We start from the raw sequence: 24,733 nt of genomic DNA on the forward strand, positions 1-24,733 counted from the left end.
AAAACACGAAAACAAGAAGCCGGGGCGTTCCGCCCTATGCCAGTTTGTATGGAAAAGTGCTTATACAAGCAAGCCTGCAACACACTTTTCCATACAAACCGCCGCACGGCAGAATGATATATGAAATTATAGTATAATGAAAAATCAGAAGAATGAGGGAATGAATCATGAGTGATGTATATGCAAAGTTAAAAGAATTAGGTCTGGAACTGCCGAAGGCACCTGCAAAAGGAGGCGTTTACTCATCCTCCAGAATGTTTGCAGGCAATCTCGTTTATATCTCCGGCTGCGGCCCGGTAATCGACGGTCAGGTGGCTGGCAAGGTTGGCAAGGAATTTACAAAGGAAGAGGCATACGTATTCTCCAGGAATTCCATGTTAAATGTTCTGGCTGTTTTACAGGACCGCATCGGCGATTTAAACAAGGTAAAACAGGTTGTGAAGATCCTGGTTTATGTGGCAAGCGATGATGATTTTTATGAGCAGCCATACGTTGCAAACGGAGGTTCCCAGCTTCTGGTGGATTTATTTGGCGAGGAAGCGGGAGCGCCTACCAGATCTGCAGTAGGCATGAACGTGCTGCCGGGTAATATTCCGGTGGAGACAGAGGCTATTTTCGAAATCGAAGAATAGGTCACAGGAGTACGAGATGGAATCGGTATATTTGGATGAGAGCAGGACAGATGAAGAGAGGGTGCGGAATCTGGTGTCACAGATGACGCTGGAGGAAAAGGTATCGCAGCTTCGTTACGATGCCCCGGCGGTAAAACGTCTGGGGATTCCCAGCTATAACTGGTGGAACGAGGCGCTGCACGGAGTGGCCAGAGCCGGAGCGGCTACGGTATTTCCGCAGGCCATCGGATTGGCGGCAATGTTTGATGAGGCGCTATTGGAGCAAATCGGCGATGTGACTGCTCTCGAGGGGCGGGCAAAATATCACGAGGCGGTGAAGAACGAGGACAGGGGACTCTATAAGGGAATCACCTTCTGGTCTCCCAATATCAATATTTTCCGTGATCCGAGATGGGGGCGGGGACATGAGACGTACGGGGAGGACCCGTGCCTGACAGGACGCATGGGAACCGCTTACATTAAAGGGCTTCAGGGAAATGGAAAAAGGCTGAAGGCGGCTGCCTGCGTGAAGCATTTTGCCGCCCATTCGGGACCGGAAAAGGGACGTCATTCCTTTAACAGTGTGGTGAGTAAAAAGGATCTGGCGGAGACGTATTTTCCGGCGTTTGAGCGGTGTGTAAAGGAGGCCGGAGTCGAAGGCGTGATGGGAGGCTACAACCGTTTGAACGGCGAGGCGGCCTGTGGGAGCCATCATCTGATCACAGAGATTCTGAGGGAAAAATGGGGCTTCGACGGTTATTACGTTTCAGACTGCGGGGCGATCAAAGATTTCCATATGCATCACGGGCTGACGGACACGCCCCAGGAATCGGCGGCTCTGGCGCTTAAGAGCGGCTGTGATTTAAACTGCGGCGCCGTCTATCTTCATGTGATGAGTGCCTATAACCAGGGGCTGGTGTCTGAGGACGATATCGACAGAGCAGTCACCCACTTAATGATGACGAGGATGAGGCTGGGAATGTTTGATCAGCATACGGAATTCGATGAGATACCGTATGAGGTAAATGACTGTGCCGAACATCACAGTCTGGCCCTGAAAGCGGCGGAGGAATCCATGGTGCTTTTAAAGAATGACGGAATTCTCCCTCTCGATAAGACGAAGCTTAAGACTGTGGCAGTAATCGGACCCAACAGCGACAGCGAGGAGATTCTGAAAGGCAATTACAACGGCACAGCAACGGAGAAATACACGCTTCTGGAAGGAATACGGGCCGTACTGGGGAAAGATACCAGGATTTTCTGCTCGGAAGGCGCTCATCTCTACCGCGACAATGTGGAAAATCTCGCTGAGGCGGATGACAGGATCAAAGAGGCTGTTTCCATGGCAATGCGGAGCGACGTGGTATTCTTATGCCTGGGCTTAAACGGCACACTGGAGGGGGAAGAAGGCGACGCCAACAACAGCTATGCCGGTGCGGACAAGGTGGATTTAAATCTTCCTGAGTCCCAGATGAGACTCTTAAAGGCGGTCTGTGAGACGGGAACTCCGGTGATTCTGCTCCTGTCTACAGGCAGTGCCATGGCGATAAGCGATGCTGATGAACACTGCAGTGCGATTCTGCATGTATGGTATCCCGGACAGATGGGCGGTCTGGCGGCGGCAAGGCTGTTGATGGGAGAAGCGGTGCCTTCGGGCAGACTGCCGGTCACGTTTTACCGGACAACGGAGGAACTGCCGGATTTCACAGACTACAGCATGAAGGGCAGGACATACCGCTACATGGAGCATGAGGCGCTGTATCCGTTCGGATATGGCTTGAGCTACGGCGATTTTGAATACAGCAATTTGAAGGCGGAGCAGATCGAAACGGGACAGGTCAAGCTCTCTGTGGAAATTACGAACCATTCGATGTTTGAATGCGACGAGGTGGCTCAAGTTTACGTCCGGATTACGGATTCGGAACTGGCGGCGCCTGGGGGATCCCTGGCGGACTTTAAGCGGATTCATTTGAAAGCCGGAGAGTCTGCGGCGGCTGCGTTTATCCTTTCTGCCAAAGTATTTATGGTGGTAAATGAGGAGGGAGAGTTTGTATTTGACGGAAGTGCGGCGGTTGTCACCTGCGGAGGGAGCCAGCCGGACGGCCGCAGTGTCGAACTGACAGGAAAGACTCCTTTAAAACTTAACTTAAAGGTGGAGGACTTAAGATGGTAGAACGGTACCAGGCCATATTGGCAGCGGAGGCGGCAGAACTGAAAAAACGACTGCCCGAAGGCAAGCTTGCGGACATGTTTGAACGGTGTTATTTGAATACGATCGACGAGGCGGTAAAAGAACTGGAAGACGGCAGCCTGTTTGTCATAACCGGCGATATTGAGGCCATGTGGCTGAGAGATTCAGCGGCGCAGGTGCATCACTACTTACCAGCTGCGGCCCGGCATGAGGAAATCTATGATCTGATCAGACGGGTCCTTCAGAAACAGGTCTATTATATGAATAAAGATCCTTATGCCAATGCATTTAACGTCACCGCCAACGGACGTCACTATGCGCCGGACCGGTCAGGCCAGACAGACTGGACATGGGAACGGAAATATGAGGTGGATTCTCTCTGCTTTCCGATTGCGCTGGCCTTTGAACTGTGGAAGACAACCGCGCGTACGGACCATCTGGATCCTGCTTTGAAAGGCGCCTGTGAGAAGGTCACAGACCAGTGGGCGACAGAACAGAACCATGAGGTAAAATCCCATTACCGGTTTGAACGGGATACGGATAAAGAGACAGAGACTTTAAAACGCTCCGGACTGGGAACGCCGGTTGCCTATACAGGCATGACCTGGTCCGGATTCCGGCCCAGTGATGATGCCTGTACTTATGGATATCTGATTCCATCCAACATGTATGCGGCTGTGGCTCTGGAACAGATGTCTGAGATTGCAGAGACGGTATGGCAGGATCATGCGCTGGCCGGCCGGGCAAAGCTTCTTAGCCAGGAGATTCGGGGCGGAATTGAGCGGTACGGAATCGTGGAGCACGGAAAATATGGGCGTGTCTACGCTTACGAGGCGGACGGATTGGGAAATACACTTTTAATGGATGATGCAGGAATCCCGGGGCTTTTGTCTATGCCGTATTTTGGATACTGTGATGCATCCGATCCGGTATATCAGAATACCAGGAGACTGGCGCTCAGCAGTGAAAATCCGTACTACTTTGAAGGAACCAGACTCACCGGAATCGGAAGCCCCCACACGAAACCGGGCCACGTATGGCCGATGGCTCTGATTATTCAGGCCCTTACAACGGATGACAACGCAGAAATTGACCGCTTGATTTCTATGCTGGTGGAGAATGATGCGGGCACGGGATATATTCATGAGAGCATTCATAAGGACGATGAGATGATTTATACGAGGCCCTGGTTTGCATGGGTGAATTCGCTGTTCAGTGAGATGCTGATGAAGAAGGTTATGAGATAAAAGGGGATTTGAGACAGGAAAAGATATAAATATAGATAACAGAGATGGATATAGAAGAAACAGGCTTGCCTGTCTGGTTGACTGAAAGAAGTCTTCCGGGCGGACAAGCCTGTTTTTGTGCCATGAAATACAATTAGAAGTCATTTCCCTTACTGGATTTCAAACTCCACCGTCACCCGCGCTTCGACGCTTAACTGTCCCGGTTCGACGCTCATGGATGCCGCGCCTGCGGCCATATCCTCAGTGGCTGCGTTCTTATAGGTGGAGTAGCGGGCGATCTGGTTGTCGTTATATTCTTCCACATGGACGACCGGCCCCAGTGTGCAGCCGCCAGCTTCCGCAATGGCTTCTGCCTTGACTTTGGCAGAGGCGATGGCATTCTTAAGCGCCTGCTGGTACGTCTCGTCATACTTGCTGGAAAGGTAGGTGACCTGGCTGATGCTGTTAATTCCGGCTTCAACGCTGGAAGATATCAGGGTTCCTGCCTGATCGATCGGAATATCGGACACGGTAATGGTGGTATTCATCTCGTAGCCTGTGATCGTTCTTCCCGAATTCCAGTCGTAAATCGGATCAAGCCCATAGTTGGAGGTCTGAATTGAAGTTTCCGCAATGCCGGTACCCTTTAAAAAGCTGATTACATGATCCAAATCTTTGCTGTTCTGTTCCTGGCACGCCTTCGCGTCTGCCGCCTGAGTGGTCACCGAGAAGACCAGCTCCGCCATGTCGGGGACGACCTTTACCTCCTCCGTACTCTGTACGGTGATTACATTATCTTTTACATTTTCTACTTTAATTGTGTCTGGAATGGGAGCGGAAGCGCTGCCCTGTGTGCAGGCCGTAAGGCCAATGGCCGAAACCGCGGCCAGAATAACTGCTGTCTGTGCAAAATGTTTTCTCATAATAAATCTCCTCCTTATTCTGTCGTACCTTCATTTTACACTAAATTCAAGAGTTTACTATTTCTTTTCTCTTAACATTACAGGTCGAATTCTTGAATTATCTCGTCGGTGTGGCACATCCGGATGAACTCCCTGGCAGACGGCGTTAAATACTTATGTTTATGGTAAATGATAGAGAATTTACGGGAGAGCGAGATACCTTCCACTCTTTTTTCCAGGATAACACCGTTTCTGATGTCATCGGCGACCAGGAGATAGGGGAGAATGGAGATGCCAAGCCCCTCGGCCACCGCCTTGACAATGGCTTGCGTGCTGACGCTCTCCCAGGCGGCATTCAAATGAATCTGAAAGCCGGTTAAGAGACTCTCCAATATCTCGCGTCCTCCGCTTCCCGGTTCTCTTAAGATAAAATTGTGCTGCTCCAGTTCCGCCAATGGAACCGCGTCTCTCGATGCAAGAGGATGAGCTTTGCCGCAGATCAGGCAGAGACGGTCGTTCATAAAGGGGTCCCTTACAATTTGAGGAGATTCCGGAATTCCTTCGATCAGTGCAAAATCGATCCTGTTGTTCAAAATACAGTCTTCAATATAAGAAGAGTTATGAACCGATACATTTACATTCATCTTCGGGTGTGTGGTCGTAAACTTCTTTACAAGGCCGGGGAGAAGGAAGTTGCCAATGGTGATGCTGGAACCGATGCGAAGCGTACCCATGTGTTCCCAGTTACGGATTCCCAGCTCCATCTCATCGAACAGGGAGACGATGTGGAGCGCGTAATCGTAGAACATCCTTCCCTGTTCTGTGACGTAGAGCCTTCGGGAGATCCGGTCAAACAGGCGTATTCCGTAGTAATCCTCCAGCTCACGGATAGCCAGGCTGACGGACGGCTGGGCCAGGTGGAGCTCTTCGGAAGCCCTGGTAATTCCATTGTTCTGGTAGACTGATACAAAGATTTTCATATGGCGGAGCGTCATAAAAATACCTCCTTTCGATCGAGCAAACATGTGATACATAAGAAATACGTTATATATTTGATATAATAATACTATTTTACTTATTAATCAAGTGGAAATATACTGTTGATAAGAGGAGGGAAGCAAAATATGAAACGAGAAAAAGGAATTTTATTGAAGCTGTTTATATCCATGATATCGCTTGGAACTTTTACATTTGGAGGCGGCTACGTGATCGTGACTCTGATGAAAAAGAAATTTGCCGATGAATATCACTGGATTGACGAAAAGGAAATGCTGGATCTGATTGCCATTGCACAGTCTGCACCCGGAGCCATCGCGGTCAACGGTTCCATCGTAGTCGGCTATAAGCTGGCAGGCATACCAGGGATGCTGGTGTCCATCCTGGGAACGATTCTTCCGCCGTTCGTGATCCTGTCCCTGGTCTCGATGTTTTATATCGCATTCCGTGATAATATCTGGGTCCACTCCATGCTGACGGGAATGCAGGCAGGCGTCGCGGCAGTCATTATTGCCGTGGTAATCGAGATGGGGCATGGAATTCTGGTGGAAAAAAACAGGGTATCCGTACTTATTATGGCAGCGGCCTTCATTCTTACATTTTTCCTGAACGTCAATGTGGTATACGTGGTGATCGGCTGTATCGTATTTGGAGCAGTCAGAACCTGGAGCGCAATGAAGAAGGGGGCGGTACAATGAGTTACATTCAGCTGTTTTTAAGTTTTCTGCAGATTGGTGCATTCAGCTTTGGCGGAGGCTACGCGGCAATGCCGCTGATTCAGAATCAGGTGGTCACGCTGCACCACTGGCTGACGGCGGGCGAATTTAATGATCTGGTTACAATCTCCCAGATGACACCGGGACCGATCGCAGTCAATTCTGCTACCTTTGTGGGGCTTCGTATCGCCGGACTTCCGGGAGCGGTTATAGCAACCGCCGGGTGCATACTGCCGTCCTGTATTCTGGTGTCGGCTCTGGCATACGTCTATACGAAGTATAAGAAACTCACGATGCTTCAGGGGATTCTGAATACCTTAAGGCCGGCTGTGGTGGCAATGATTGCGACTGCAGGAATGAGCATCATCATCACCTCTTTCTGGGGGGAGGCCGGATTTTCTCTTCCGGCGGTCATATCCGGCCTGAAGGTGGACGCGGTACTGATCTTTGCGGCGGCACTGTTTGTACTTCGCCGGTTTGATATCAATCCCATTTATGTCATGGTACTGGCAGGTGTCTGTCAGACCATTATTACAGCAGCAGGAGGTATGATAGGATGAAAATCAGGATTAAAGAATGTGTGGGAAATTCCAGAATTTACGGAGAAGATGGAAGTATGGCGGGAACCATAGAGGGATGGCCCAAGGACGGTCCGGCCCGTGAAATATGTGGGACAGACGGTAATGTCCTTTATCGTGTGAGAAAGGAAAAGGGCGGCTGTCTCATAGAAAACAGGACAAAGCCGCAGATGAAGCAGGAAGTTTCAATCTCCTTTCAATATGAGGAGAGGGCGGAGAGCAGCGGAAGCGGTAAGGGATATGGAGCGGCAGTCCTGTTTCGTGCGCCGCTGGCCGTGAAGGCGGTGATTCCCCTGATGGCAGGTGATGTGATGGTACGGCAGAACCGGAAACGGGAGATAGTTCTGGAAGATCAGAATGGATGGATCGGGCGCATTACCCAGATCGCCTCTTTGACAGGACATGAGGTGGAATGGGAGAAAACACTCGATGTATACGAAGCGGCTGTGGTGTTTGCGGTGGCGGAATATATGTATCATGATGATGATGTTGACGTGGTGTAGAATCAGGAATCGTGTTTGTTATTAAAAATGAGATGAAACAGTGGTATGGTTTCACTATAAAAGCTCCTTCGAAGAGTCGTGCCTCTTTGGGGAGCTTTTGCTCCCTGTGAATTGAGTTTGCTCTTCGTGAAATGAGTATCCTCCTCACGGCAGAATTTTCCTCTTCAGAACGAAATCCCCAGTCTGGCTGCCGGTGCTTGCGTTCTGTCTGACCATTAACCCGCACAGGAACAAGCCACACCGGCCTCGACAGAAATGGGACACAAAACAACTCTTAACTTCAAGCTTTTTCTCAACGTCTCCCCAACCATACAATTCGACGCTTTTACCAAGAATCCCCTCCGCATTTTTAAATAAAAGGAATAATAATTGTAACATATGCATAAAATTATAAAATAATATTGTGGTATAGTGACAAAAATTGAAAGGGAAATAAAAAAACTCTTGCATCTCCTCGTACACTGTGCTATAGTGAAACCAAGGTTATTGGAAACGTTACCGATACCGTTACCGAGAAGGTTCCCGGAAACAGTTCCAAACGTAACGTAACACATAATATGGTAAGTACCTGCGGCAGAGAACGCAGATACGGAAGGAGGATATATATTATGAAACTAAGAAAACTGGCAGCACTTTCACTGGCAGCCGCTATGGCGGCTGGAACACTGGCTGGATGCTCTTCCAAACCGGCGGAGACGAAACCGGCAGAGACCACAGCGGCTCCGGCTGGCGAGACCACCGAGGCAGCAAAGGCGGAGGACACTACTGCAGCAGCATCCGATGCGAAGGGACAGATCTATTACTTAAACTTTAAGCCTGAGGTTGCGGATGTATGGGTAGAGCTGGCTGAGAAGTACACGGCTGAGACCGGTGTACCGATGAAGGTTCAGACAGCAGCGGCCGGAACGTATGAGCAGACATTAAAATCCGAAGTAGCGAAGAAAGAACCGCCGACACTGTTCCAGATCAATGGACCGATCGGATATAAGTCATGGGCTAAGTACTGCCGTGATTTAAAGGATTCCGATATTTACAGCCATCTGGTTGATAAGAGCATGGCAGTGACAGACGGCGACGGCGTATACGGTATCCCGTATGTAGTAGAAGGCTACGGCATTATTTATAACGATGCGGTTATGCAGAAGTATTTCGCACTGGACGGCGCAAAAGCAAAATCCATGGACGAAATCAAGAATTTCGATACACTGAAGGCAGTTGCCGAGGATATGCAGGCAAGAAAGGCTGATCTGGGCATTGAAGGCGTATTCGCTTCCACATCCTTCGCACCTGGTGAAGACTGGAGATGGCAGACCCATCTTGCAAACCTTCCGATTTATTACGAATACAAAGATGACAATGTAAGCGATAAAGACGCCATCGACTTCAAGTATTCCGATAATTTCAAGAACATTTTCGACTTATATTTAAATAATTCCTGCACAGATCCGAAGATGGTAGGCGCCAAGACCGTAGAGGACTCCATGGCTGAGTTCGCACTGGGCAAGGTTGCCATGGTTCAGAACGGTAACTGGGGCTGGAGCCAGGTAGCAGGCGTAGAAGGTAATACCGTGAAGGAAGAAGATGTTAAGTTCCTTCCGATCTATACAGGCGTAGCAGGCGAAGAGAAACAGGGCTTATGTATCGGTACAGAGAACTTCTTCTCCATCAACAGCCAGGCCAAGGAAGAAGATCAGCAGGCATCTCTTGACTTCTTAACATGGCTCTTCAGCTCTGATACAGGAAAAGACTATGTGACAAATAAGTTAGGCTTTATCGCTCCGTTTGATACTTTCGCAGCAGACGAGAAGCCAACCGACCCGCTGGCAAAAGAAGTTGACAGATACATGAGCAATACCGATTTATACTCCGTATCCTGGAACTTCACATCATTCCCGAGCCAGACCTTTAAGGATAACTTTGGCGCATCCCTGTTACAGTACGCTCAGGGCGGAAAAGAATGGCAGGCCGTAGTGGACGACATGAAGGCCGACTGGGCTAATGAAAAAGCGATGACCAAATAAGACTAAGGCAACAGACATGAGATGGGTGAGCGTAAGGGAACTTCCTCACCCATTTCTTTACTTATCACGGTGACTCGTGCGCGATGCGTCCGGGTGATCGTCAATAGCTAAGAATCAGTATGAATGTTCAAGGAGGGTGCGCCATGCAAAAATCCATCAAACGGTATTTTCCGATTTTTGTGCTGCCGACGCTGATTGCATTTATCATTGCATTCCTGTATCCGTTTATCATGGGTATTTATCTTTCATTTACGGAATTTACCACGGTAAAGGATGCGACGTGGGTAGGCATAAGCAACTATAAAAAGATATTTCTGGACCAGAACTTTTTAAACGCATTGGTATTCACTGTGAAATTTACCATAGTGTCCGTTGTTACAATTAATGTGTTTGGATTTTTGATGGCGTATGCTCTGACAAGGGGAATCAAGGGGACGAATTTATTCAGAACCGTGTTCTTCATGCCTAACTTAATCGGCGGTATCGTTCTGGGCTATATCTGGCAGCTGTTATTAAACGGTATTCTGGCGAAGTTCGGAGTCACGCTGTCCTTCGATGCAAAATACGGCTTCTGGGGTCTGGTTATCCTGATGAACTGGCAGCTCATCGGATATATGATGATTATCTATATCGCGGGTCTTCAGAACGTTTCTCCGGACCTGATCGAAGCGGCAAAGATTGACGGAGCTACGAAGACACAGACGCTGCGGCGTATCATTATCCCGATGGTTATGCCATCTCTTACGATCTGTCTCTTCTTAACCCTGACCAATTCCTTTAAGCTGTTTGACCAGAACCTGGCTCTTACTGCGGGAGGACCGGGCAGACAGACCAGCATGCTGGCGCTGGATATCTACAGCACGTTTTACGGCAGAGTCGGATGGGAAGGCGTCGGTCAGGCGAAGGCGGTTGTCTTCTTCCTGATGGTGGCGATTATCTCTCTGACACAGCTGTATCTGACAAGGCGTAAGGAGGTGGAAAACTGATGAGCGGGAAAGCTAAAAAAGTGGAAAATCAGCAGATGGAAGTCAGCAAATCGACTGGCGCTGTGATGACGGCGTTTTTCGGCGTACTTTCACTCGCATTTCTGTTTCCCATTTTCCTGGTACTGGTGAACTCCTTTAAGAGCAAGCTCTACATCAGCGACGCGCCGTTCCAGTTTCCCAAAGTGGGAACGTATGTGGGCCTTACAAACTATTTTGAAGGCGTAAGGAAGACCGGATTTTTTCCGGCGTTCGGACGGTCTCTGTTTATTACGGTGTGTTCTGTGGCGGTAATTGTGCTGTTCACCTCCATGACCGCGTGGTACATTACGAGAGTAAAATCGAAATTTAACAGTATTCTCTACTATGTTTTCGTGTTTGCCATGATCGTGCCGTTCCAGATGGTCATGTTTACCATGTCCAAAACGGCCAATGACTTATATTTAAACTCCATGTATGGACTCGTTCTGCTGTACCTGGGATTCGGGGCGGGGCAGGCGGTGTTCCTGTTCTGCGGTTTCGTAAAGGCGATTCCGCTGGAGATCGAAGAAGCGGCCATGATCGACGGATGTTCTCCCATTCAGACTTACTTTAATGTGGTATTTCCGATGCTCCGGCCAACCGCTGTTACCGTAGCGATTTTAAATGCCATGTGGATTTGGAACGATTATCTGCTTCCGAGCTTGATTCTTCCACAGGAAAAGGGTACAATACCCATGGTTATTCAGAACTTAAAGGGCGGCTACGGTTCCATAGACATGGGAGCCATGATGGCCATGCTGGTTCTGGCAATTGTACCAATTATTATTTTCTATTTAAGCTGTCAGAAATACATCATCAAGGGTGTGGCTGCCGGCGCAGTAAAAGGATAAGGATAAAGGAGACACACGATGCGGGAATGTGGTATGTTGCTTCCGGTTGCCAGTCTGCCGTCAAAGTACGGAATCGGAGCATTTTCTAAAGAGGCATATGAATTTATTGATACACTGAAAGAGGCGGGGCAGCATTACTGGCAGATTCTGCCATTGGGACCGACCAGCTACGGAGACTCGCCCTACCAGTCATTTTCGGCTTTTGCAGGCAATCCCTATTTCATCGATCTCGACAGGCTGGTGGAGGAAGGTCTCCTTACAGAAGAGGAATGTGACGCCGCGGATTTCGGAGATAATCCGAGGGATATTGATTACGGAAAGATCTATTTTAACCGTTTTCCACTGCTTCGCAGGGCGTATGAGCGCTGGTTGAAGGACGGACACACAGCGGCCGAAGCCAGGGAGAAGCTCTGGTCGGAGACTGTGGAATACAGCTTTTATATGGCCGTTAAGAACCATTATAAGGGAAAGAGCTGGACGGAATGGGATGAGGATATCCGCCTTCAGAAGCGGGAAGCCATGGAGCAGCTCCAGTATGAACTGGCGGATGAAGCGGGATTTTACGCCTTCCTTCAGATGAAGTTTGAAGAACAGTGGAGCGCGCTGAAATCTTACGCGAATGAAAAGGGAATCCGTATCATTGGGGATATTCCCATCTATGTGGCTTTGGACAGCGCGGATACGTGGTACCATCCGGAGCTGTTTCAGTTCGATGAGAACAGGGAGCCGGTGGCGGTAGCGGGATGCCCTCCTGATGGATTTTCAGCCACAGGACAACTCTGGGGGAATCCGCTGTACCAGTGGGAGTACCATGGTAAAACCGGATATCAGTGGTGGATGAGGCGTATGGAATACAGCTTCCGCTTGTATGACGTGGTGCGTGTGGATCATTTCCGGGGCTTCGATGAATACTATTCCATACCGGCCGGGAGTGAAACGGCCATCCATGGAACCTGGGAAAAGGGACCCGGAATTGAGGTTTTCCAGAAAATGCAGGAAAAGTTTGGTAAACTCGATATTATTGCGGAAGATCTTGGATTTTTAACGCCATCTGTGTTAAAATTAGTAAAAGATACGGGATTTCCAGGAATGAAGGTTCTGGAATTCGCGTTCGATTCCAGAGAGGAAAGCGATTATCTGCCGCATAACTATACGACTAATTGTGTTGTTTATACGGGGACTCACGATAACAACACCATCCGTGGCTGGTATGAGGAGATGGACGAGGCCGACAGACAGCTTTCCGTGGACTACATGAACAATGCACACACACCCGTGGACGAGATTCACTGGGATTTCGTACGCCTTGCACTGTCGAGTGTGGCGAAGCTTGCAGTAATACCGGTTCAGGACTATTTAGGGCTTGGAGGGGAAGCGAGGATTAACACGCCTTCCACTCTGGGGGAGAACTGGAGATGGCGCATGCTTTCCGGGGAGATAACTGACGAGATCGCGGTAAAGTGCCGGAAGATGGCAAAGCTTTACGGCAGGGTATGACAGGGGATGAGTATTTCTTATGGATTCTATCAATATTAAGGACATAGCCAGAATCTGCGGGGTTGGCGTAAGTACGGTATCACGTGCTATTAATAATCACCCGGATATCAATCCGGAGACGAAGAACATGATTATGCAGGCGATTAAGGAACATAATTATATTCCTAATAACAGCGCCCGGAATTTAAAACGCACGGATTCGAAGGCCATTGCGGTTTTGATCAAGGGAATCAGCAATCCATTCTTCAGCAAGATGATCCGCATTTTCGAGGAGGAAATCCAGAAGAAGAAATACTTATTTATTATGCAGCGCGTTGACGCCTGCGAGGATGAGGTAGACGTGGCGCTGGAACTGATCAAGGAAAAGAAGCCGAGGGGAATCGTGTTCCTGGGCGGATTTTTCTCACACAGCAGGGAGAAGCTGGAGCAGCTGACGGTTCCCTTCGTGCTGAGCACCATCGGAATGACGGATTCTCTGGAGGAATCTTCCTCCTATTCCTGGGTTTCCGTGGACGATTTTGCGGAAAGCTACAAGATGACGGATTATTTATGTAAACTTGGGCATAAAAGAATCCTGATTCTGGCGGCGACACAGGATGATGAGAGTATCGGAAGACTGCGGCTTGAAGGATATAAAAAGGCCCTGGTGGACAATGGGATCGAGCCTGATGAGGAGCTCTGTGTGTTCTCCGGGGTAGGCAGGGACTGCTATACCATGGATTACGGATTCATGTCTATGAGCCGGATTCTGAGGGAGAAAAAAGTGGATTTTACGGCGGTCTACGCAATATCGGACAGCATCGCCATAGGAGCCTGCAAGGCGATTACCGAGTGCGGCGGGAAGATCCCGGAAGATTATTCCGTGGCCGGTTTCGATGGGCTCGATATCGCTCATTACTACAATCCGACGCTGACAACCATAAGACAGCCGGTGGAGGAGATGGCCGAAAGCACTATAAAGATTCTGTTTGATGTAATCCGCGGGAAGGCGGGCCATCAGAAACGGGTGTTTAAGGGGGAACTGGTGGAGGGAGAGTCGACCAGGAGCGTTTGAAACCGGTAAAAAGATAGTCAAGTATGACCAGGGATTGGTCTTTAAAATTCATTAAAATTGTTGTGACGATATAATAAAAATTTATTTGACGCGACTAATCGTTGGGCTTATAATGAGGGTACAAAAGGCGGTCCACTCCACAGAGTGGCTTCCATGCGATTAGTTGCTATTAAAAAATAGTCACTTACCTTTGGAGGGAGGGTGACTATTTTTTTGTACCATTTTTTCTATCTATGTAAACGAGAATAGCAATGATAAGCATTACTGCATTTATGATTATCATAAATTCTTCATAAGAAGACATCATATAGAACCACCTCCTTTCGGAGATGGAAGTCACCCGGCAGATAAACGGCCCAATAAAATTATATCAGAGAAAAATTCTGGCATAAGGAAAAAATTGATATAATCCTGTAAAATGATATGGATTTCAATCGTAGCCCAATGTATATACAACTTAACATAGGCGTGACTAAGGACGAAGATAGAAGATAGAATAAAAAAATCGAATGGTACAATACGCATTCATAACGTGGAGACAGCGGTCTATAGAAGCCGCTGTCTCCACGTTTTTTATGTGAAAAATATCATACCACAGCTACCTTACAAAATGTAAGCATATATAAGCTTACAAACTTGTGACATGTGTGCAAAATAAAGCGCTTGTGTTTGTGAAAAAGGTAAAATAACATAATAAAGCACCGAAAATGGAAAATTAATATTGCATATTGCATAAAAGTATAGTACCATGTAACTAACAAAGGAAATAAAATGTATGCATACAAAAAATGACCGTATCATGCAATGAAGTAAGAGGAGGGGCTTATGGAAAAATTAAAGGCAAAGGAGAAGGACAGGCGGATCAAGCGAAGCACGATTGAGGTGGCGGCCGAGTACCTGATTATAGCGATTCTGGCGCTGGCGTTTATCGTTCCGTTTATCTGGCTGATTCTGAGTTCTTTTAAGACGAGTCAGGATTTATTCCGGACACCGCCGAAGTGGCTGCCTGAAACATGGACGATAGGGAACTATATCCAGGGATTTACCGGATTTCCATTTCTCAAGTATCTGGGAAATACGCTGTTTATCATTGTATTCAACGTGATCGGCGGACTGTTCTCCAACTCTCTTGTGGCCTATGGATTTTCCAGAATCAAATGGAAAGGAAGAAACGCGGTGTTCTATCTGGTGCTGATGACGATGGTTCTGCCGTTCCAGGTAACCATGATTCCGTTATTCCTGATGTTTCAGAAGCTGGGCTGGATCGGAACCTTTCTTCCGCTGATCGTTCCGTCGTTCTTTGGTAATGCCTTTTTTATCTTTCTGCTGCGGCAGTTTCTGGTCGGGGTACCGTATGATATCTCGGAATCCGCCAAGATAGACGGGGCAAGCGAATTTACTATTTTTTACCGGATTATTATCCCGCTGGCGAAACCGGCGCTGACGACGGTGGCGATCTTTACCTTTATGAACTGCTGGAATGACTTTATCGGACCGCTGGTATTTTTGACGGATAACAAGCTGTATACCCTGTCCATTGGAATTCAACAGCTGATGAGCACGAACGACCCGAGGTGGCCTCTGGTTATTGCAGTTGGAGTGTCGATGACACTGCCGATGCTGGCGATCTTCTTTATCCTTCAGAAATACTTTATCGAGGGAATTTCATTTTCCGGTATCAAGGGGTAATACCGGATTTGATGCGTGAGAGGTGACACGCAGAGAGGAGTAAGATATGAACAGGAAAAAAACAAGGAGCAGATCGAAGGCGGACAGACGGAGTCTTCTGACGGGCCTGGCGTTTATCAGCCCGTGGATCGTGGGATTTTTATGCTTTACTTTATATCCGATCATCAATTCTTTGCGGTATTCGTTTACGAACTATTCCGCACTTAAGGCCCCCAGATTCGTAGGCTTAGATAATTATAAGACGCTGTTTACCAGCGACCCTCTGTTTATCAAGTCTCTTATGAATACAGGGTATATGATGCTGGTAGGCCTTCCCGTAATTATTATCGTAACATTTATCATTTCGGCAATTGTAAATGACCGGAGACTGAGGGGCGTTTCTTTTATCAGGACATTATTCTTCATGCCGACGCTGGTGCCGATGGTTGTGCTTTGCATTCTGTGGATCTGGCTCCTTAAGGACAATGGGGCGGTAAACCAGGGGCTGGCACTGATCGGGATTGACGGACCGGGCTGGCTGGCCAGTCCGCGGTGGGCGAAGCCGGGCATGATTCTGATGAACTTATGGTGCTCCGGCAACCTGATCATTATATTCCTGGCCGGTTTGCAGGATGTACCGACGAGCCTTTATGAGGCGGTGGAGATCGATGGAGGCAATATCTTACATAAGTTCCGGTATATTACCATTCCTTTTATGAAGCCGATTATCGTGTACAATGTGGTCACTTATATGATCAAGCTGCTGCAGCAGTTCACGGAATCCTTCGTTATGACGAACGGAGGTCCCAATGATTCGACGACCTTCTTCGGATATTATCTGTATAACAATGCGTTTAAGTTTATGAAGATGGGGTATGCATCCGCGATGGCCTGGATCATGCTGGTGGCTGCGATGATTTTGACCTTTGTCATGCTGAAGGTAACCGGTTTTGGCAAAGAAGAGTCTTAACATATTTAATTAAGAAGGAAGAGAGGAAGAAAAATGGGAAGCGTAATAGAAACAAATGTAGTGTGTCAGATTGGACTGGTAGTCAATGATGTGGAGAAGACAGGGCAGGCCTTTGCAGATTTCTTTGGAATCGAGAGGCCGGAGGTCGCGGATTCCGGCCCCGATGAGATCGTAAAGGCGGAAGTTTACGGGGAACGTTCCACGGCCTCCTGCAAGATGATGTTTTTCGATACGCCAACGGTCCAGATTGAGCTTATTGAACCGGATGAGAAGCCCAGCGCTTGGCGGGATATTCTCAATGAAAAGGGGGAGGGACTTCATCACATCGCCTTCCAGGTAAAAGATGCCGAGGGCAAGATAAAGACTCTTGGTGAAAAAGGATTTCCGCTGATGCAAAAGGGCAATTACGGAAATGGTTCGGGAATGTACGCCTATATTGATGCAAGAAAAGATCTGAAACTGATTTTTGAGCTTCTGGAAAGCTTTTAAGAGAAGGAGATACGAGATGGAGAAGAGAAAAGGAATCATTAATCCAAAGACCTGCTGTCAGGTAGGGCTAGTCGCCAGGGATATTGAAAAGACGGCGGCTCTGTACGCGGAAGTGTTCGGAGTCCCCATGCCTGAGATCAATTCGATGCCGCCGGTGGAGGTGGCGCAGACGAAATTCCGGGGAATCGCTTCCGGCACGCAGGCCAGGCTATGTGGATTTGACATGGGCCAGCTGTTCCTGGAGATCATGGAACCGGATGAATGCGACAGCTCCTGGAAGGAAGCGCTGGGGGATAAGGACGTGGTGTTCCATCACGTGGGCTTTATGGTCGATAATCTGGAGGAAGCCGTCGCATTTTTCGAAGACAGGGGCTGCCCGGTCAGACACCATGGAAAATATCCGGGGGGCGAGTATCTGCTTCCGGAGTCCATGGAGAAGTATGGAATCCTGTTCAATTTAAAATATGAGCCGGAAGGCTGAAATAAATCATAAAAATTAAAAGGAGGAGCATTTCATGAGAAAAAGAGGAGCAGCACTGGTTCTTACAGCGGCAGTGGCGTGCAATCTGGCCGGATGTAGCGGCACGGCGGCCACAAAGAATGAAACCCCAAAGAGCGATACCGCACAGAGCGAGACCACAAAGGAGGCCGGAGCACAGGCGGAGGAGAGCAAATCGGAAGCAGCGCAGACGCCGGCGGAAGGGGAGGTTGTAATCAAATACTGGTATCCGTGGGGTGGAGATTCGGAGACCTGGGATCTGTGGCGTATCGAGGAATTTGAAAAGAACAATCCGGGCATAAAAGTAGAAGCTACGTATGTGCCGCCGGATGCGGGAATTACCAACGGAAAGCTGATGGCGGCCATCGCCTCCGGCAATGTACCGGATGTCATCTGTGCACCAAACCTTCTGACCTATCCCATGGCGGCCCAGGGGGCCTTCGAGGACGTGTCCGCGGCTATGGAGAAGCTTGGCCGATCCAGAGACGATTACCAGCCCAGCGTTCAGAGCCTGATGGATATCGATGGAGCATGGTACATCATGCCGATGGAGACGGACACGCAGATGCTTTTCATCAATAATGAGAAAGCGGCTGCGGCCGGCCTGGACGTGAGCAATCCGCCGAAGAGCATATCGGAACTGGATGAGTGGGCGGATAAGATGACGGTGAAGGAAGGCGACGACTATACGACAATGGGCTTTATCCCATGGATCGACGGTGCGGAGACCGACGTTTACAATCAGGCATGGTACTTTGGCGCTCAGATTTATGAGGATGGAAAGATCAACCTGACCGATCCGGACCTTGTCGAGATGATGAACTGGCAGAGAAAGTATGCAGAAAAATATAACCCGGAGAAGATTAAATCCTTCGCTTCCGGTTTTGGAGGCGCATTCTCACCGGATCACGCGTTCTTTACAGGAAAAGTGGCCATGACGATGAATGGAAACTGGTTTAACAACGCGATCAAGCAGTATGTGCCGGATATGGACTATACGGTAGTGCCGATGGTAGTAAGTGACAGCCATCCGGAGCTGTACGGCGGTTCCGTTTTGGGCGTCAATACGTACTGCGTGCCCAAGGGGGCGAAGAGTATCGAGGCGGCTGCCCAGTTTGTCGATTACATTGCCAACGCATATATTGCGGATGACAACAACAAGACATGGTACAGCACACCTACCAGGAAAGACGTTATCGATGAGCTGACTCTGGTAAAGGAGAATGACGAACGCTATTCAGTTATCAAGAATATGGTCTTTAACGAGCACTCCAATACTCCGGCGCTGTGCAGCATTCGAAGCGTCATGGGCCAGGAACTGATCTCCGTCCGTGATAAGTGCCTTTATGAAGATAAGGACCCGGAGCCGCTGCTGGCGGATCTGCAGGGGAGAATGGAAAAGGAATTGCAGAACACGCAGTAGAGCAATGTTTAAATACGCTCTGGTGAAAAACGGGGCTGCTGCACTGAATCAGTGCGGCGGCCCGTTTGTACGCGGATGGAGGCAGAAGCGATGGATGTATTGGTATCGGGGGCGCTTATGGGACTGGGCGCCGCGTTATGCAGAAAATTTTTAAGCGAGGGACACCGGGTTTTCGCAGGTGTGCTGCAGACAGAAGATTTGATGGAGCTGGAAGAACTGAAGGGCGATCCCCGGCTGATTCCCGTCTTACTGGACGTTTCGGATAAAGACAGTATTGAGGCGGCGAGAGCAACAGTCGGGGAATACACGGACCGTCTGGATATCTTGATCAATGTGGCCGGAGTGCTCTTAAACAGGGAGGGAACCATTCTGACGGACCGCTATGAGGATCTGGAGAAGACCTTTAAAGTAAATACCATAGGTCCTGTCTATATTTGCAGCCGCTTTTTCGGCCTGTTGGCGGAGAGCGGAGGAGGAACCGTGATTAATATTTCGTCTGAGGTGGTCTCGATTGACGGAGTGGGGCCGAAGTACGCGGCCTACTGTATGAGCAAGACGGCAATTGCACAGTATGGCTTTATACTGAAGCAGACGGCGGCTGCGCTGGGCATACCGACCCGCGTTTTTTCCGTTCACCCGGGGCGCATGAAGACGGCCATGGGGGCGGAGAACGGCCAGATTGAGGCGGCGGAGTCGGCCGAAGGCATATATCGTCTGGCGGTAGGGGAAGTGCTTGCGGATAACAGGGAAATCTATGTGGATTACCGTGGAAACGCTATGCTGCACCAGGCTGGAAGAAAGGAGTGACAGGATGGGATTTAAGGATGGATTTGTGTGGGGAGCGGCAACGGCTTCCTATCAGGTAGAGGGGGCTGTGACGGAAGGCGGCAGAGGTTTAACCGTATGGGATGAATTTGCCCGCATGCCGGGAAAGACATTTTCCGGGCACACGGGAGATGTGGCGGCGGACCATTATCACCGCTATGTGGAGGACGTGGCGATTATGAAGGCGCTTGGGTTAAAGGCCTATCGCTTCTCCGTGGCCTGGAGCAGGATTCTGCCGCAGGGATACGGGGCGGTGAATGAGGAAGGCCTCCGCTTTTATAAGAACCTGGTGGATGAACTCGTTGAGAATGGGATTGAGCCGTATGTGACGCTGTTCCACTGGGATCTGCCATACGGGCTTTACCGGATCGGCGGTTGGCAGAACCCTGCGATCACCGATTATTTTGCAGAGTATGCGCGGATCGTGGCGGAGTATCTGGGCGATAAAGTGAAACACTATATTACATTTAATGAACCGCAGTGTTTTATCGGTCTGGGCCACGTGACCGGCGAGCATGCCCCGGGAAATATCATGTCCCGGAGAGCCGTTCTGGAGATGGCTCATCATGTGCTTCTTGCCCATGGAAAAGCCACAAAAGTATTGAGGAAAGTGGCTCCGCATGCTAAAATTGGGTATGCGCCGACGTGCAGCGCCCATTATCCGGATACGCAGAAACCGGAGGATGTGGAGGCTGCGAGAATGGCAACTTTCGATATATGTCCGGATCCGGATAATTTTATGTGGAATATTCCCTGGTGGAGCGATCCTGTTCTCTTCGGGAAATACCCCGAGGAAGGGGTTCGCCTGTACCGGGATATCATGCCGGAGATCGGGGCAAAGGACATGGAAGTGATCTCTGAGCCGATCGATTTTTACTGTCAGAATATCTATAACGGGAGCGCGGTACGCGCGGATGGAAACGGCGGATACCGCTATGTTCCGCGTGAGCCGGGATACGCCCGCACATCCATCGGATGGCCGGTGACACCAGAGAGTCTGTACTGGGGTCCCAGGTTTTTATATGAAAGATATCAGAAGCCGTTTTATATATCAGAAAATGGAATGGCGGCTCACGACAGTGTTTCGCTGGATGGAAAGGTCCATGATCCGAACCGGATCGATTTTCTGCAGCGGTATCTGCGCTGCTTAAAGAAAACGGCGGAGGAAGGGACTCCTGTTGAGGGATATTTTTTGTGGTCCCTGATGGATAATTATGAATGGTCAAAGGGTTACTCTGAGCGTTTTGGAATCGTTCATGTCGATTACAAGACACAGGTGAGGACTATCAAGGATTCCGGATACTGGTACAGAGACGTAATAGCCGGCAACGGTGTTCATTTGTGATAAAAGGTTACTGTGCACAGCGTGAACCGTAACGATAAAAGAGATTGTCAGAACCCAGGGGGTACGAAGATGAGGACAACACAGCAAGACATAGCAGATTATTTGAAAATATCCAGACTGACTGTTTCCAAGGCGTTAAATTATGCCTCGGGAGTCAGCGAGGAGACGCGGAACCTGATTTTGAGCACGGCAAAACAGCTTGGATACCGTCATATTTCTGAGAGACAGATGCAGGAGGCAGAAGTCCCTTCGGAACAGGAGGGAAATGTGACGATGTCGGATTTAAAACAGATTTGCCTTTTTTCAAACTTAAACTGTACAACGGACTCTTACTGGGCGCCTGTCATCAGCGGAATGGTCAGGACTCTGACGAAACGCGGCTATAATCTGAATCTGTGTTTTCTGGATCTGTCGGAGGATACGGATTTTGAGTTCCCGATTAACTTTAATCCCAGGACGGCCAGCGGAATCATACAGCTGGGGAATTTTAAGAAACACCATATCCGCCGGATCAGGGAGTGCGGACTTCCGGTGGTGGCTGTGGATACGGTAGAAGACGCGTGGGCGGAAGGGCTTTACTCCGATGTTATCATGGGCGTAAATGAAGAGCCCATGAGGGTGCTGATCGGCCATCTGGCAGATCTGGGACATACGAGAATCGGTTATGCCGGAGCCATAAACGGCCAGCTGACGAATAAGGAGCGGTGGCAGGGCTACCGCCGGGGGCTGGCCGCCGCGGGTTTAAACGTGGGATCGGAGGACTGTTTTATCGGAGAATTCCAGGAGATCGTCCAGAAGATTGAGGCAGAGGAGCGGCTTTCGCATCTGAAGAATTTCCCTACGGCGGTGGTGTGTTTTAATGACGTGCTGGCCATTTCGCTGATGCGGTATTTCCGCGCAGCGGGGGTAAAGGTGCCGGAGATGGTGGCTGTGGCCGGTTTTGATAATCTGAGCGAATCGCTGGCCGCGGATTTGACGACGGTGAGTGTGAACCGGGAGGAGCTTGGGATGAGCGCTGCGGAGACGATCCTGTGGAGAATTGAGAATCCGGAACGCCCGTACCGGGTGATCCGGATATCGGGGGCGGAATTGATCGTTAGAAACAGCACTAGTGCAAAGCTGTACTAGTGCCGCCGGACCTAAATACGTACTGCATAGCACCCGCTATCTACGCCAGGAGCACGCCCACGAAGCTAGTCGTAGGGTCCACTACGCCGTCGCTTCGTGGACGCACACCTGACGCAGATATCAGGCACTATGCAGTACGCATTTAAGTCCGGCGACACTAGAGTGCCTGGTGTAAATTCGCCTAATATAGCCCTCGCTATTTCTTAAGCGTGGGGGAAAGAGAAAATAGAACTCATGGATAGAGTAAAAACAGGTATATTAGGCTGCGGTGTGATCAGCAGCACCTACATAAAGAACATACAGGAGCTGTACCGGCCACTGGAAATCGTGGCGTGTGCGGACGTGGATACCGGGAAGGCTGAGGCGTGTGCCAGAGAGTTCGGGATAGAAACGTGGTCCGATCCGGACCATTTACTTGAAAATAAGGACGTTTCCATGATTATCAATCTGACGCCGCCTAAGTTCCATTATGAATTAAACCGCCGGATTCTGATGGCGGGTAAGAATTTATTCTGCGAGAAGCCATTTGCCTTTACCTGGGAACAGGCGAGGGAGCTGACGGAGCTGGCAGAGGAGCGGGGAGTGCGGATCGGCGGTGCTCCGGATACGTTTTTAGGACCGGGGCTGCAGCGGACCAGACTGCTTCTGGAGCGGGGAGCCATAGGACGGCCGCTCTATTTAAACGCGGCGATGATGTCCTGCGGAGTGGAAATGTGGCATCCGGCGCCGGCACAGTTTTACCAGGAAGGGGCCGGGCCGCTTTACGATATGGGACCATACTATTTAACTGCTGTCGTGGCCTTGTTTGGACCTATTGCGGAGATCAGAGCCATGGCGGCAACCGGATTCGAGAAGCGGAAGATCTACAGCCAGCCTTTGGCGGGCGAAGAGCTTACCGTTGAGACTCCCACTTATTATACGGCCCTTTTAAAGCTTTCCGGCGGGCTGATTGCCAATCTGACCATCAGCTTTGATATCTGGAAAGCTGCTCTGCCGATGTTTGAAATATATGGAACAGAGGGGACGCTGTCTGCACCGGATCCCAATATGTCGTCGGGAATGCCGGAGGTCACCAGGAAAGAGACGGTGCTGGCGGACCGTACGGCCGCAGCAGAGCCGTTAAACCGCAGCTTCCCGGATGAAGAGGAACTGAGACGGCTTTATCCCGAAACTGCGGAGTATATAAGAGGAGCAGGGGCGCTGGATTTAGCGATGGCCATAAACGAAAACAGGCCTGCAAGAGCCGGAATGGACCTGGTCTGCCACGTGTTGGAAGCCATAAATGGAATCATGGAAGCCGCGAAGAGCGGCGGGTGCTATTATATGAAGACAACCTGCGGAAGGCCGGAGCCTCTGATAGAGGGGAATTCTGCGGGAGAAGTCAGACAGAACAGAAAGTGAGAATAGAATATGAGGCTGGGATTAGCGTCGCCGCTGAAACATGAGACTCCAAAGGAGTGGGCGGCCAATATGAAAGCCATCGGCTGCGGCTGTGTTGTATTTCCTGTGGATTATATGGCGGGAGAGGCGGTTGTCGGTGCGTATGCCGAAGCCGCAGAGCAGGAAGGGCTTATAATCGCTGAGGTAGGGGCATGGTCCAATCCGCTGTCACCGGATGAAGATGTGCGGAGTGAGGCTTTCACCCGCTGTGTCCGGCAGCTTCAGCTGGCAGACCGGATTGGCGCGTCATGCTGCGTCAATATAGCCGGTAGCGCGGGAAGCCGGTGGGATGGGGCTTACAAGGAGAATTTTACAGAGGCGCACTGGAAGAAGACGGTGCGATCCATTCAGAATATTATCGATGAGGCGATGCCGGAGCGGACGTATTATACGCTGGAACCGATGCCCTGGATGGTACCAGCCGGTCCGGAGCAGTATCTGCGGCTGCTGGAGGAGGTGAACCGGGAGCGGTTTGCCGTGCATATGGATCTGGCAAACTGGATCACAAGCCCGGATAAGTATTTTAACAATCATGAATTTATGGAGCAGTGCTTTGCGATGCTGGGAGACCGGATAAAAAGCTGCCATATTAAGGACGTATCCCTGCGGGAGGAATTTACCTTCCAGTTAAAGGAGACGGCCTGCGGAGACGGGACGCTGGATTTAAGGAATTATATCAGGCTGGCAGAACACGTCAATCCGGATATGCCAGTTATCATTGAGCACCTCAAAGGGGATGAGGAATACTTAGAAAGCCTGAAGTATGTCAAGCGCTTCGGTCCGGATATCCCATAGG

Annotated in this window: 23 protein-coding genes; 21 read left to right on the forward strand and 2 right to left on the reverse strand. The window is 49.7% G+C overall.

Annotated features, from left to right (window positions below; all coding sequences use genetic code 11):
* The first annotated feature begins 167 nt into the window (after positions 1-167).
* From H8S80_RS09080 to H8S80_RS09090, 3 genes are read left to right on the forward strand one after another with little or no spacing between them, the layout of a single operon-like run.
* Positions 168-632, forward strand: a complete 465-nt coding sequence (locus H8S80_RS09080; protein WP_002604853.1) for a RidA family protein — start codon at positions 168-170, stop codon at positions 630-632.
* A gap of 16 nt (positions 633-648) precedes the next feature.
* Positions 649-2,784, forward strand: a complete 2,136-nt coding sequence (locus tag H8S80_RS09085) for a glycoside hydrolase family 3 C-terminal domain-containing protein (protein WP_117630610.1) — start codon at positions 649-651, stop codon at positions 2,782-2,784.
* On the forward strand, positions 2,778-4,049 hold the full coding sequence (locus H8S80_RS09090; protein ID WP_117630611.1) for a glycoside hydrolase family 125 protein: 1,272 nt from the start codon (positions 2,778-2,780) through the stop codon (positions 4,047-4,049). The genes H8S80_RS09085 and H8S80_RS09090 overlap by 7 nt, the downstream gene beginning before the upstream one ends.
* A 149-nt stretch (positions 4,050-4,198) precedes the next feature.
* Here the strand turns inward: H8S80_RS09090 and H8S80_RS09095 are convergent, their stop codons facing one another.
* A complete protein-coding gene (locus tag H8S80_RS09095; protein ID WP_117630612.1) occupies positions 4,199-4,951 on the reverse strand; it encodes an SIMPL domain-containing protein in 753 nt (250 codons plus the stop codon).
* Positions 4,952-5,028: 77 nt separating this feature from the next.
* A complete protein-coding gene (locus tag H8S80_RS09100) occupies positions 5,029-5,925 on the reverse strand; it encodes a LysR family transcriptional regulator (protein WP_002604849.1) in 897 nt (298 codons plus the stop codon).
* 129 nt (positions 5,926-6,054) lie between these two features.
* Here H8S80_RS09100 and H8S80_RS09105 point away from each other — a divergent pair, with 129 nt between their 5' ends.
* The 18 genes from H8S80_RS09105 to H8S80_RS09190 all read left to right on the forward strand — a co-directional run bounded on the left by H8S80_RS09105 (position 6,055) and on the right by H8S80_RS09190 (position 24,732).
* Positions 6,055-6,624, forward strand: a complete 570-nt coding sequence (locus H8S80_RS09105; RefSeq protein WP_029467226.1) for a chromate transporter — start codon at positions 6,055-6,057, stop codon at positions 6,622-6,624.
* A complete protein-coding gene (locus H8S80_RS09110) occupies positions 6,621-7,202 on the forward strand; it encodes a chromate transporter (RefSeq protein ID WP_117630613.1) in 582 nt (193 codons plus the stop codon). Before H8S80_RS09105 ends, H8S80_RS09110 begins: the two co-directional genes overlap by 4 nt.
* Positions 7,199-7,723: a hypothetical protein gene (locus tag H8S80_RS09115; RefSeq protein ID WP_117630614.1), complete on the forward strand. Its 525-nt coding sequence runs from the start codon at positions 7,199-7,201 to the stop codon at positions 7,721-7,723. Before H8S80_RS09110 ends, H8S80_RS09115 begins: the two co-directional genes overlap by 4 nt.
* Before the next feature lie 608 nt (positions 7,724-8,331).
* Positions 8,332-9,744: an ABC transporter substrate-binding protein gene (locus H8S80_RS09120; RefSeq protein ID WP_002604845.1), complete on the forward strand. Its 1,413-nt coding sequence runs from the start codon at positions 8,332-8,334 to the stop codon at positions 9,742-9,744.
* Between the two features lie 143 nt (positions 9,745-9,887).
* On the forward strand, positions 9,888-10,730 hold the full coding sequence (locus H8S80_RS09125) for a carbohydrate ABC transporter permease (protein ID WP_002604844.1): 843 nt from the start codon (positions 9,888-9,890) through the stop codon (positions 10,728-10,730).
* Positions 10,730-11,599, forward strand: coding sequence for a carbohydrate ABC transporter permease (locus tag H8S80_RS09130; protein ID WP_002604843.1), 870 nt, complete (start codon positions 10,730-10,732; stop codon positions 11,597-11,599). Before H8S80_RS09125 ends, H8S80_RS09130 begins: the two co-directional genes overlap by 1 nt.
* A gap of 18 nt (positions 11,600-11,617) precedes the next feature.
* Complete coding sequence (gene malQ, locus H8S80_RS09135; RefSeq protein WP_117630615.1) at positions 11,618-13,096, forward strand: 4-alpha-glucanotransferase; 1,479 nt, start codon at positions 11,618-11,620, stop codon at positions 13,094-13,096.
* Positions 13,097-13,115: 19 nt separating this feature from the next.
* Positions 13,116-14,150 carry a LacI family DNA-binding transcriptional regulator gene (locus H8S80_RS09140; RefSeq protein WP_002604841.1) on the forward strand — a complete coding sequence of 345 codons (1,035 nt, stop codon included), beginning with the start codon at positions 13,116-13,118 and terminating at the stop codon, positions 14,148-14,150.
* 825 nt (positions 14,151-14,975) lie between these two features.
* The gene (locus tag H8S80_RS09145; protein ID WP_002604840.1) at positions 14,976-15,839 is read left to right on the forward strand and encodes a carbohydrate ABC transporter permease; all 864 of its coding nucleotides are present in this window, start codon (positions 14,976-14,978) and stop codon (positions 15,837-15,839) included.
* Positions 15,840-15,885: 46 nt separating this feature from the next.
* Complete coding sequence (locus H8S80_RS09150; protein WP_117630616.1) at positions 15,886-16,788, forward strand: carbohydrate ABC transporter permease; 903 nt, start codon at positions 15,886-15,888, stop codon at positions 16,786-16,788.
* Between the two features lie 33 nt (positions 16,789-16,821).
* Entirely contained in the window at positions 16,822-17,277 is a 456-nt protein-coding gene (locus H8S80_RS09155) for a VOC family protein (RefSeq protein WP_002604838.1), read from the forward strand.
* Between the two features lie 16 nt (positions 17,278-17,293).
* Positions 17,294-17,758 carry a VOC family protein gene (locus tag H8S80_RS09160; protein WP_117630617.1) on the forward strand — a complete coding sequence of 155 codons (465 nt, stop codon included), beginning with the start codon at positions 17,294-17,296 and terminating at the stop codon, positions 17,756-17,758.
* Between the two features lie 34 nt (positions 17,759-17,792).
* Positions 17,793-19,199: an extracellular solute-binding protein gene (locus H8S80_RS09165; protein WP_117630618.1), complete on the forward strand. Its 1,407-nt coding sequence runs from the start codon at positions 17,793-17,795 to the stop codon at positions 19,197-19,199.
* 90 nt (positions 19,200-19,289) lie between these two features.
* A complete protein-coding gene (locus H8S80_RS09170; RefSeq protein WP_181987864.1) occupies positions 19,290-20,006 on the forward strand; it encodes an SDR family NAD(P)-dependent oxidoreductase in 717 nt (238 codons plus the stop codon).
* Positions 20,007-20,010: 4 nt separating this feature from the next.
* Entirely contained in the window at positions 20,011-21,369 is a 1,359-nt protein-coding gene (locus H8S80_RS09175) for a GH1 family beta-glucosidase (protein WP_002604834.1), read from the forward strand.
* A 69-nt stretch (positions 21,370-21,438) separates the two neighbouring features.
* Entirely contained in the window at positions 21,439-22,497 is a 1,059-nt protein-coding gene (locus tag H8S80_RS09180) for a LacI family DNA-binding transcriptional regulator (protein WP_117630620.1), read from the forward strand.
* Between the two features lie 234 nt (positions 22,498-22,731).
* Positions 22,732-23,898, forward strand: a complete 1,167-nt coding sequence (locus tag H8S80_RS09185) for a Gfo/Idh/MocA family protein (protein ID WP_117630621.1) — start codon at positions 22,732-22,734, stop codon at positions 23,896-23,898.
* A gap of 9 nt (positions 23,899-23,907) precedes the next feature.
* A complete protein-coding gene (locus H8S80_RS09190) occupies positions 23,908-24,732 on the forward strand; it encodes a sugar phosphate isomerase/epimerase family protein (protein ID WP_117630622.1) in 825 nt (274 codons plus the stop codon).
* Position 24,733 lies beyond the last annotated feature (1 nt).

The sequence above is a fragment of the Hungatella sp. L36 genome (assembly GCF_014288035.1).

Bases quoted from the DNA above. Each gene is read 5' to 3' on its own strand.
- H8S80_RS09180 (WP_117630620.1), top strand. From the start codon at position 21,439: ATGAGGACAACACAGCAAGACATAGCAGATTATTTGAAAATATCCAGA.
- malQ (WP_117630615.1), top strand. From the start codon at position 11,618: ATGCGGGAATGTGGTATGTTGCTTCCGGTTGCCAGTCTGCCGTCAAAG.
- H8S80_RS09115 (WP_117630614.1), top strand. From the start codon at position 7,199: ATGAAAATCAGGATTAAAGAATGTGTGGGAAATTCCAGAATTTACGGA.
- H8S80_RS09155 (WP_002604838.1), top strand. From the start codon at position 16,822: ATGGGAAGCGTAATAGAAACAAATGTAGTGTGTCAGATTGGACTGGTA.
- H8S80_RS09130 (WP_002604843.1), top strand. From the start codon at position 10,730: ATGAGCGGGAAAGCTAAAAAAGTGGAAAATCAGCAGATGGAAGTCAGC.
- H8S80_RS09145 (WP_002604840.1), top strand. From the start codon at position 14,976: ATGGAAAAATTAAAGGCAAAGGAGAAGGACAGGCGGATCAAGCGAAGC.
- H8S80_RS09140 (WP_002604841.1), top strand. From the start codon at position 13,116: ATGGATTCTATCAATATTAAGGACATAGCCAGAATCTGCGGGGTTGGC.
- H8S80_RS09175 (WP_002604834.1), top strand. From the start codon at position 20,011: ATGGGATTTAAGGATGGATTTGTGTGGGGAGCGGCAACGGCTTCCTAT.
- H8S80_RS09095 (WP_117630612.1), bottom strand. From the start codon at position 4,951: ATGAGAAAACATTTTGCACAGACAGCAGTTATTCTGGCCGCGGTTTCG.
- H8S80_RS09165 (WP_117630618.1), top strand. From the start codon at position 17,793: ATGAGAAAAAGAGGAGCAGCACTGGTTCTTACAGCGGCAGTGGCGTGC.
- H8S80_RS09080 (WP_002604853.1), top strand. From the start codon at position 168: ATGAGTGATGTATATGCAAAGTTAAAAGAATTAGGTCTGGAACTGCCG.
- H8S80_RS09150 (WP_117630616.1), top strand. From the start codon at position 15,886: ATGAACAGGAAAAAAACAAGGAGCAGATCGAAGGCGGACAGACGGAGT.
- H8S80_RS09100 (WP_002604849.1), bottom strand. From the start codon at position 5,925: ATGACGCTCCGCCATATGAAAATCTTTGTATCAGTCTACCAGAACAAT.
- H8S80_RS09090 (WP_117630611.1), top strand. From the start codon at position 2,778: ATGGTAGAACGGTACCAGGCCATATTGGCAGCGGAGGCGGCAGAACTG.
- H8S80_RS09125 (WP_002604844.1), top strand. From the start codon at position 9,888: ATGCAAAAATCCATCAAACGGTATTTTCCGATTTTTGTGCTGCCGACG.
- H8S80_RS09190 (WP_117630622.1), top strand. From the start codon at position 23,908: ATGAGGCTGGGATTAGCGTCGCCGCTGAAACATGAGACTCCAAAGGAG.
- H8S80_RS09185 (WP_117630621.1), top strand. From the start codon at position 22,732: ATGGATAGAGTAAAAACAGGTATATTAGGCTGCGGTGTGATCAGCAGC.
- H8S80_RS09085 (WP_117630610.1), top strand. From the start codon at position 649: ATGGAATCGGTATATTTGGATGAGAGCAGGACAGATGAAGAGAGGGTG.
- H8S80_RS09160 (WP_117630617.1), top strand. From the start codon at position 17,294: ATGGAGAAGAGAAAAGGAATCATTAATCCAAAGACCTGCTGTCAGGTA.
- H8S80_RS09170 (WP_181987864.1), top strand. From the start codon at position 19,290: ATGGATGTATTGGTATCGGGGGCGCTTATGGGACTGGGCGCCGCGTTA.
- H8S80_RS09105 (WP_029467226.1), top strand. From the start codon at position 6,055: ATGAAACGAGAAAAAGGAATTTTATTGAAGCTGTTTATATCCATGATA.
- H8S80_RS09120 (WP_002604845.1), top strand. From the start codon at position 8,332: ATGAAACTAAGAAAACTGGCAGCACTTTCACTGGCAGCCGCTATGGCG.
- H8S80_RS09110 (WP_117630613.1), top strand. From the start codon at position 6,621: ATGAGTTACATTCAGCTGTTTTTAAGTTTTCTGCAGATTGGTGCATTC.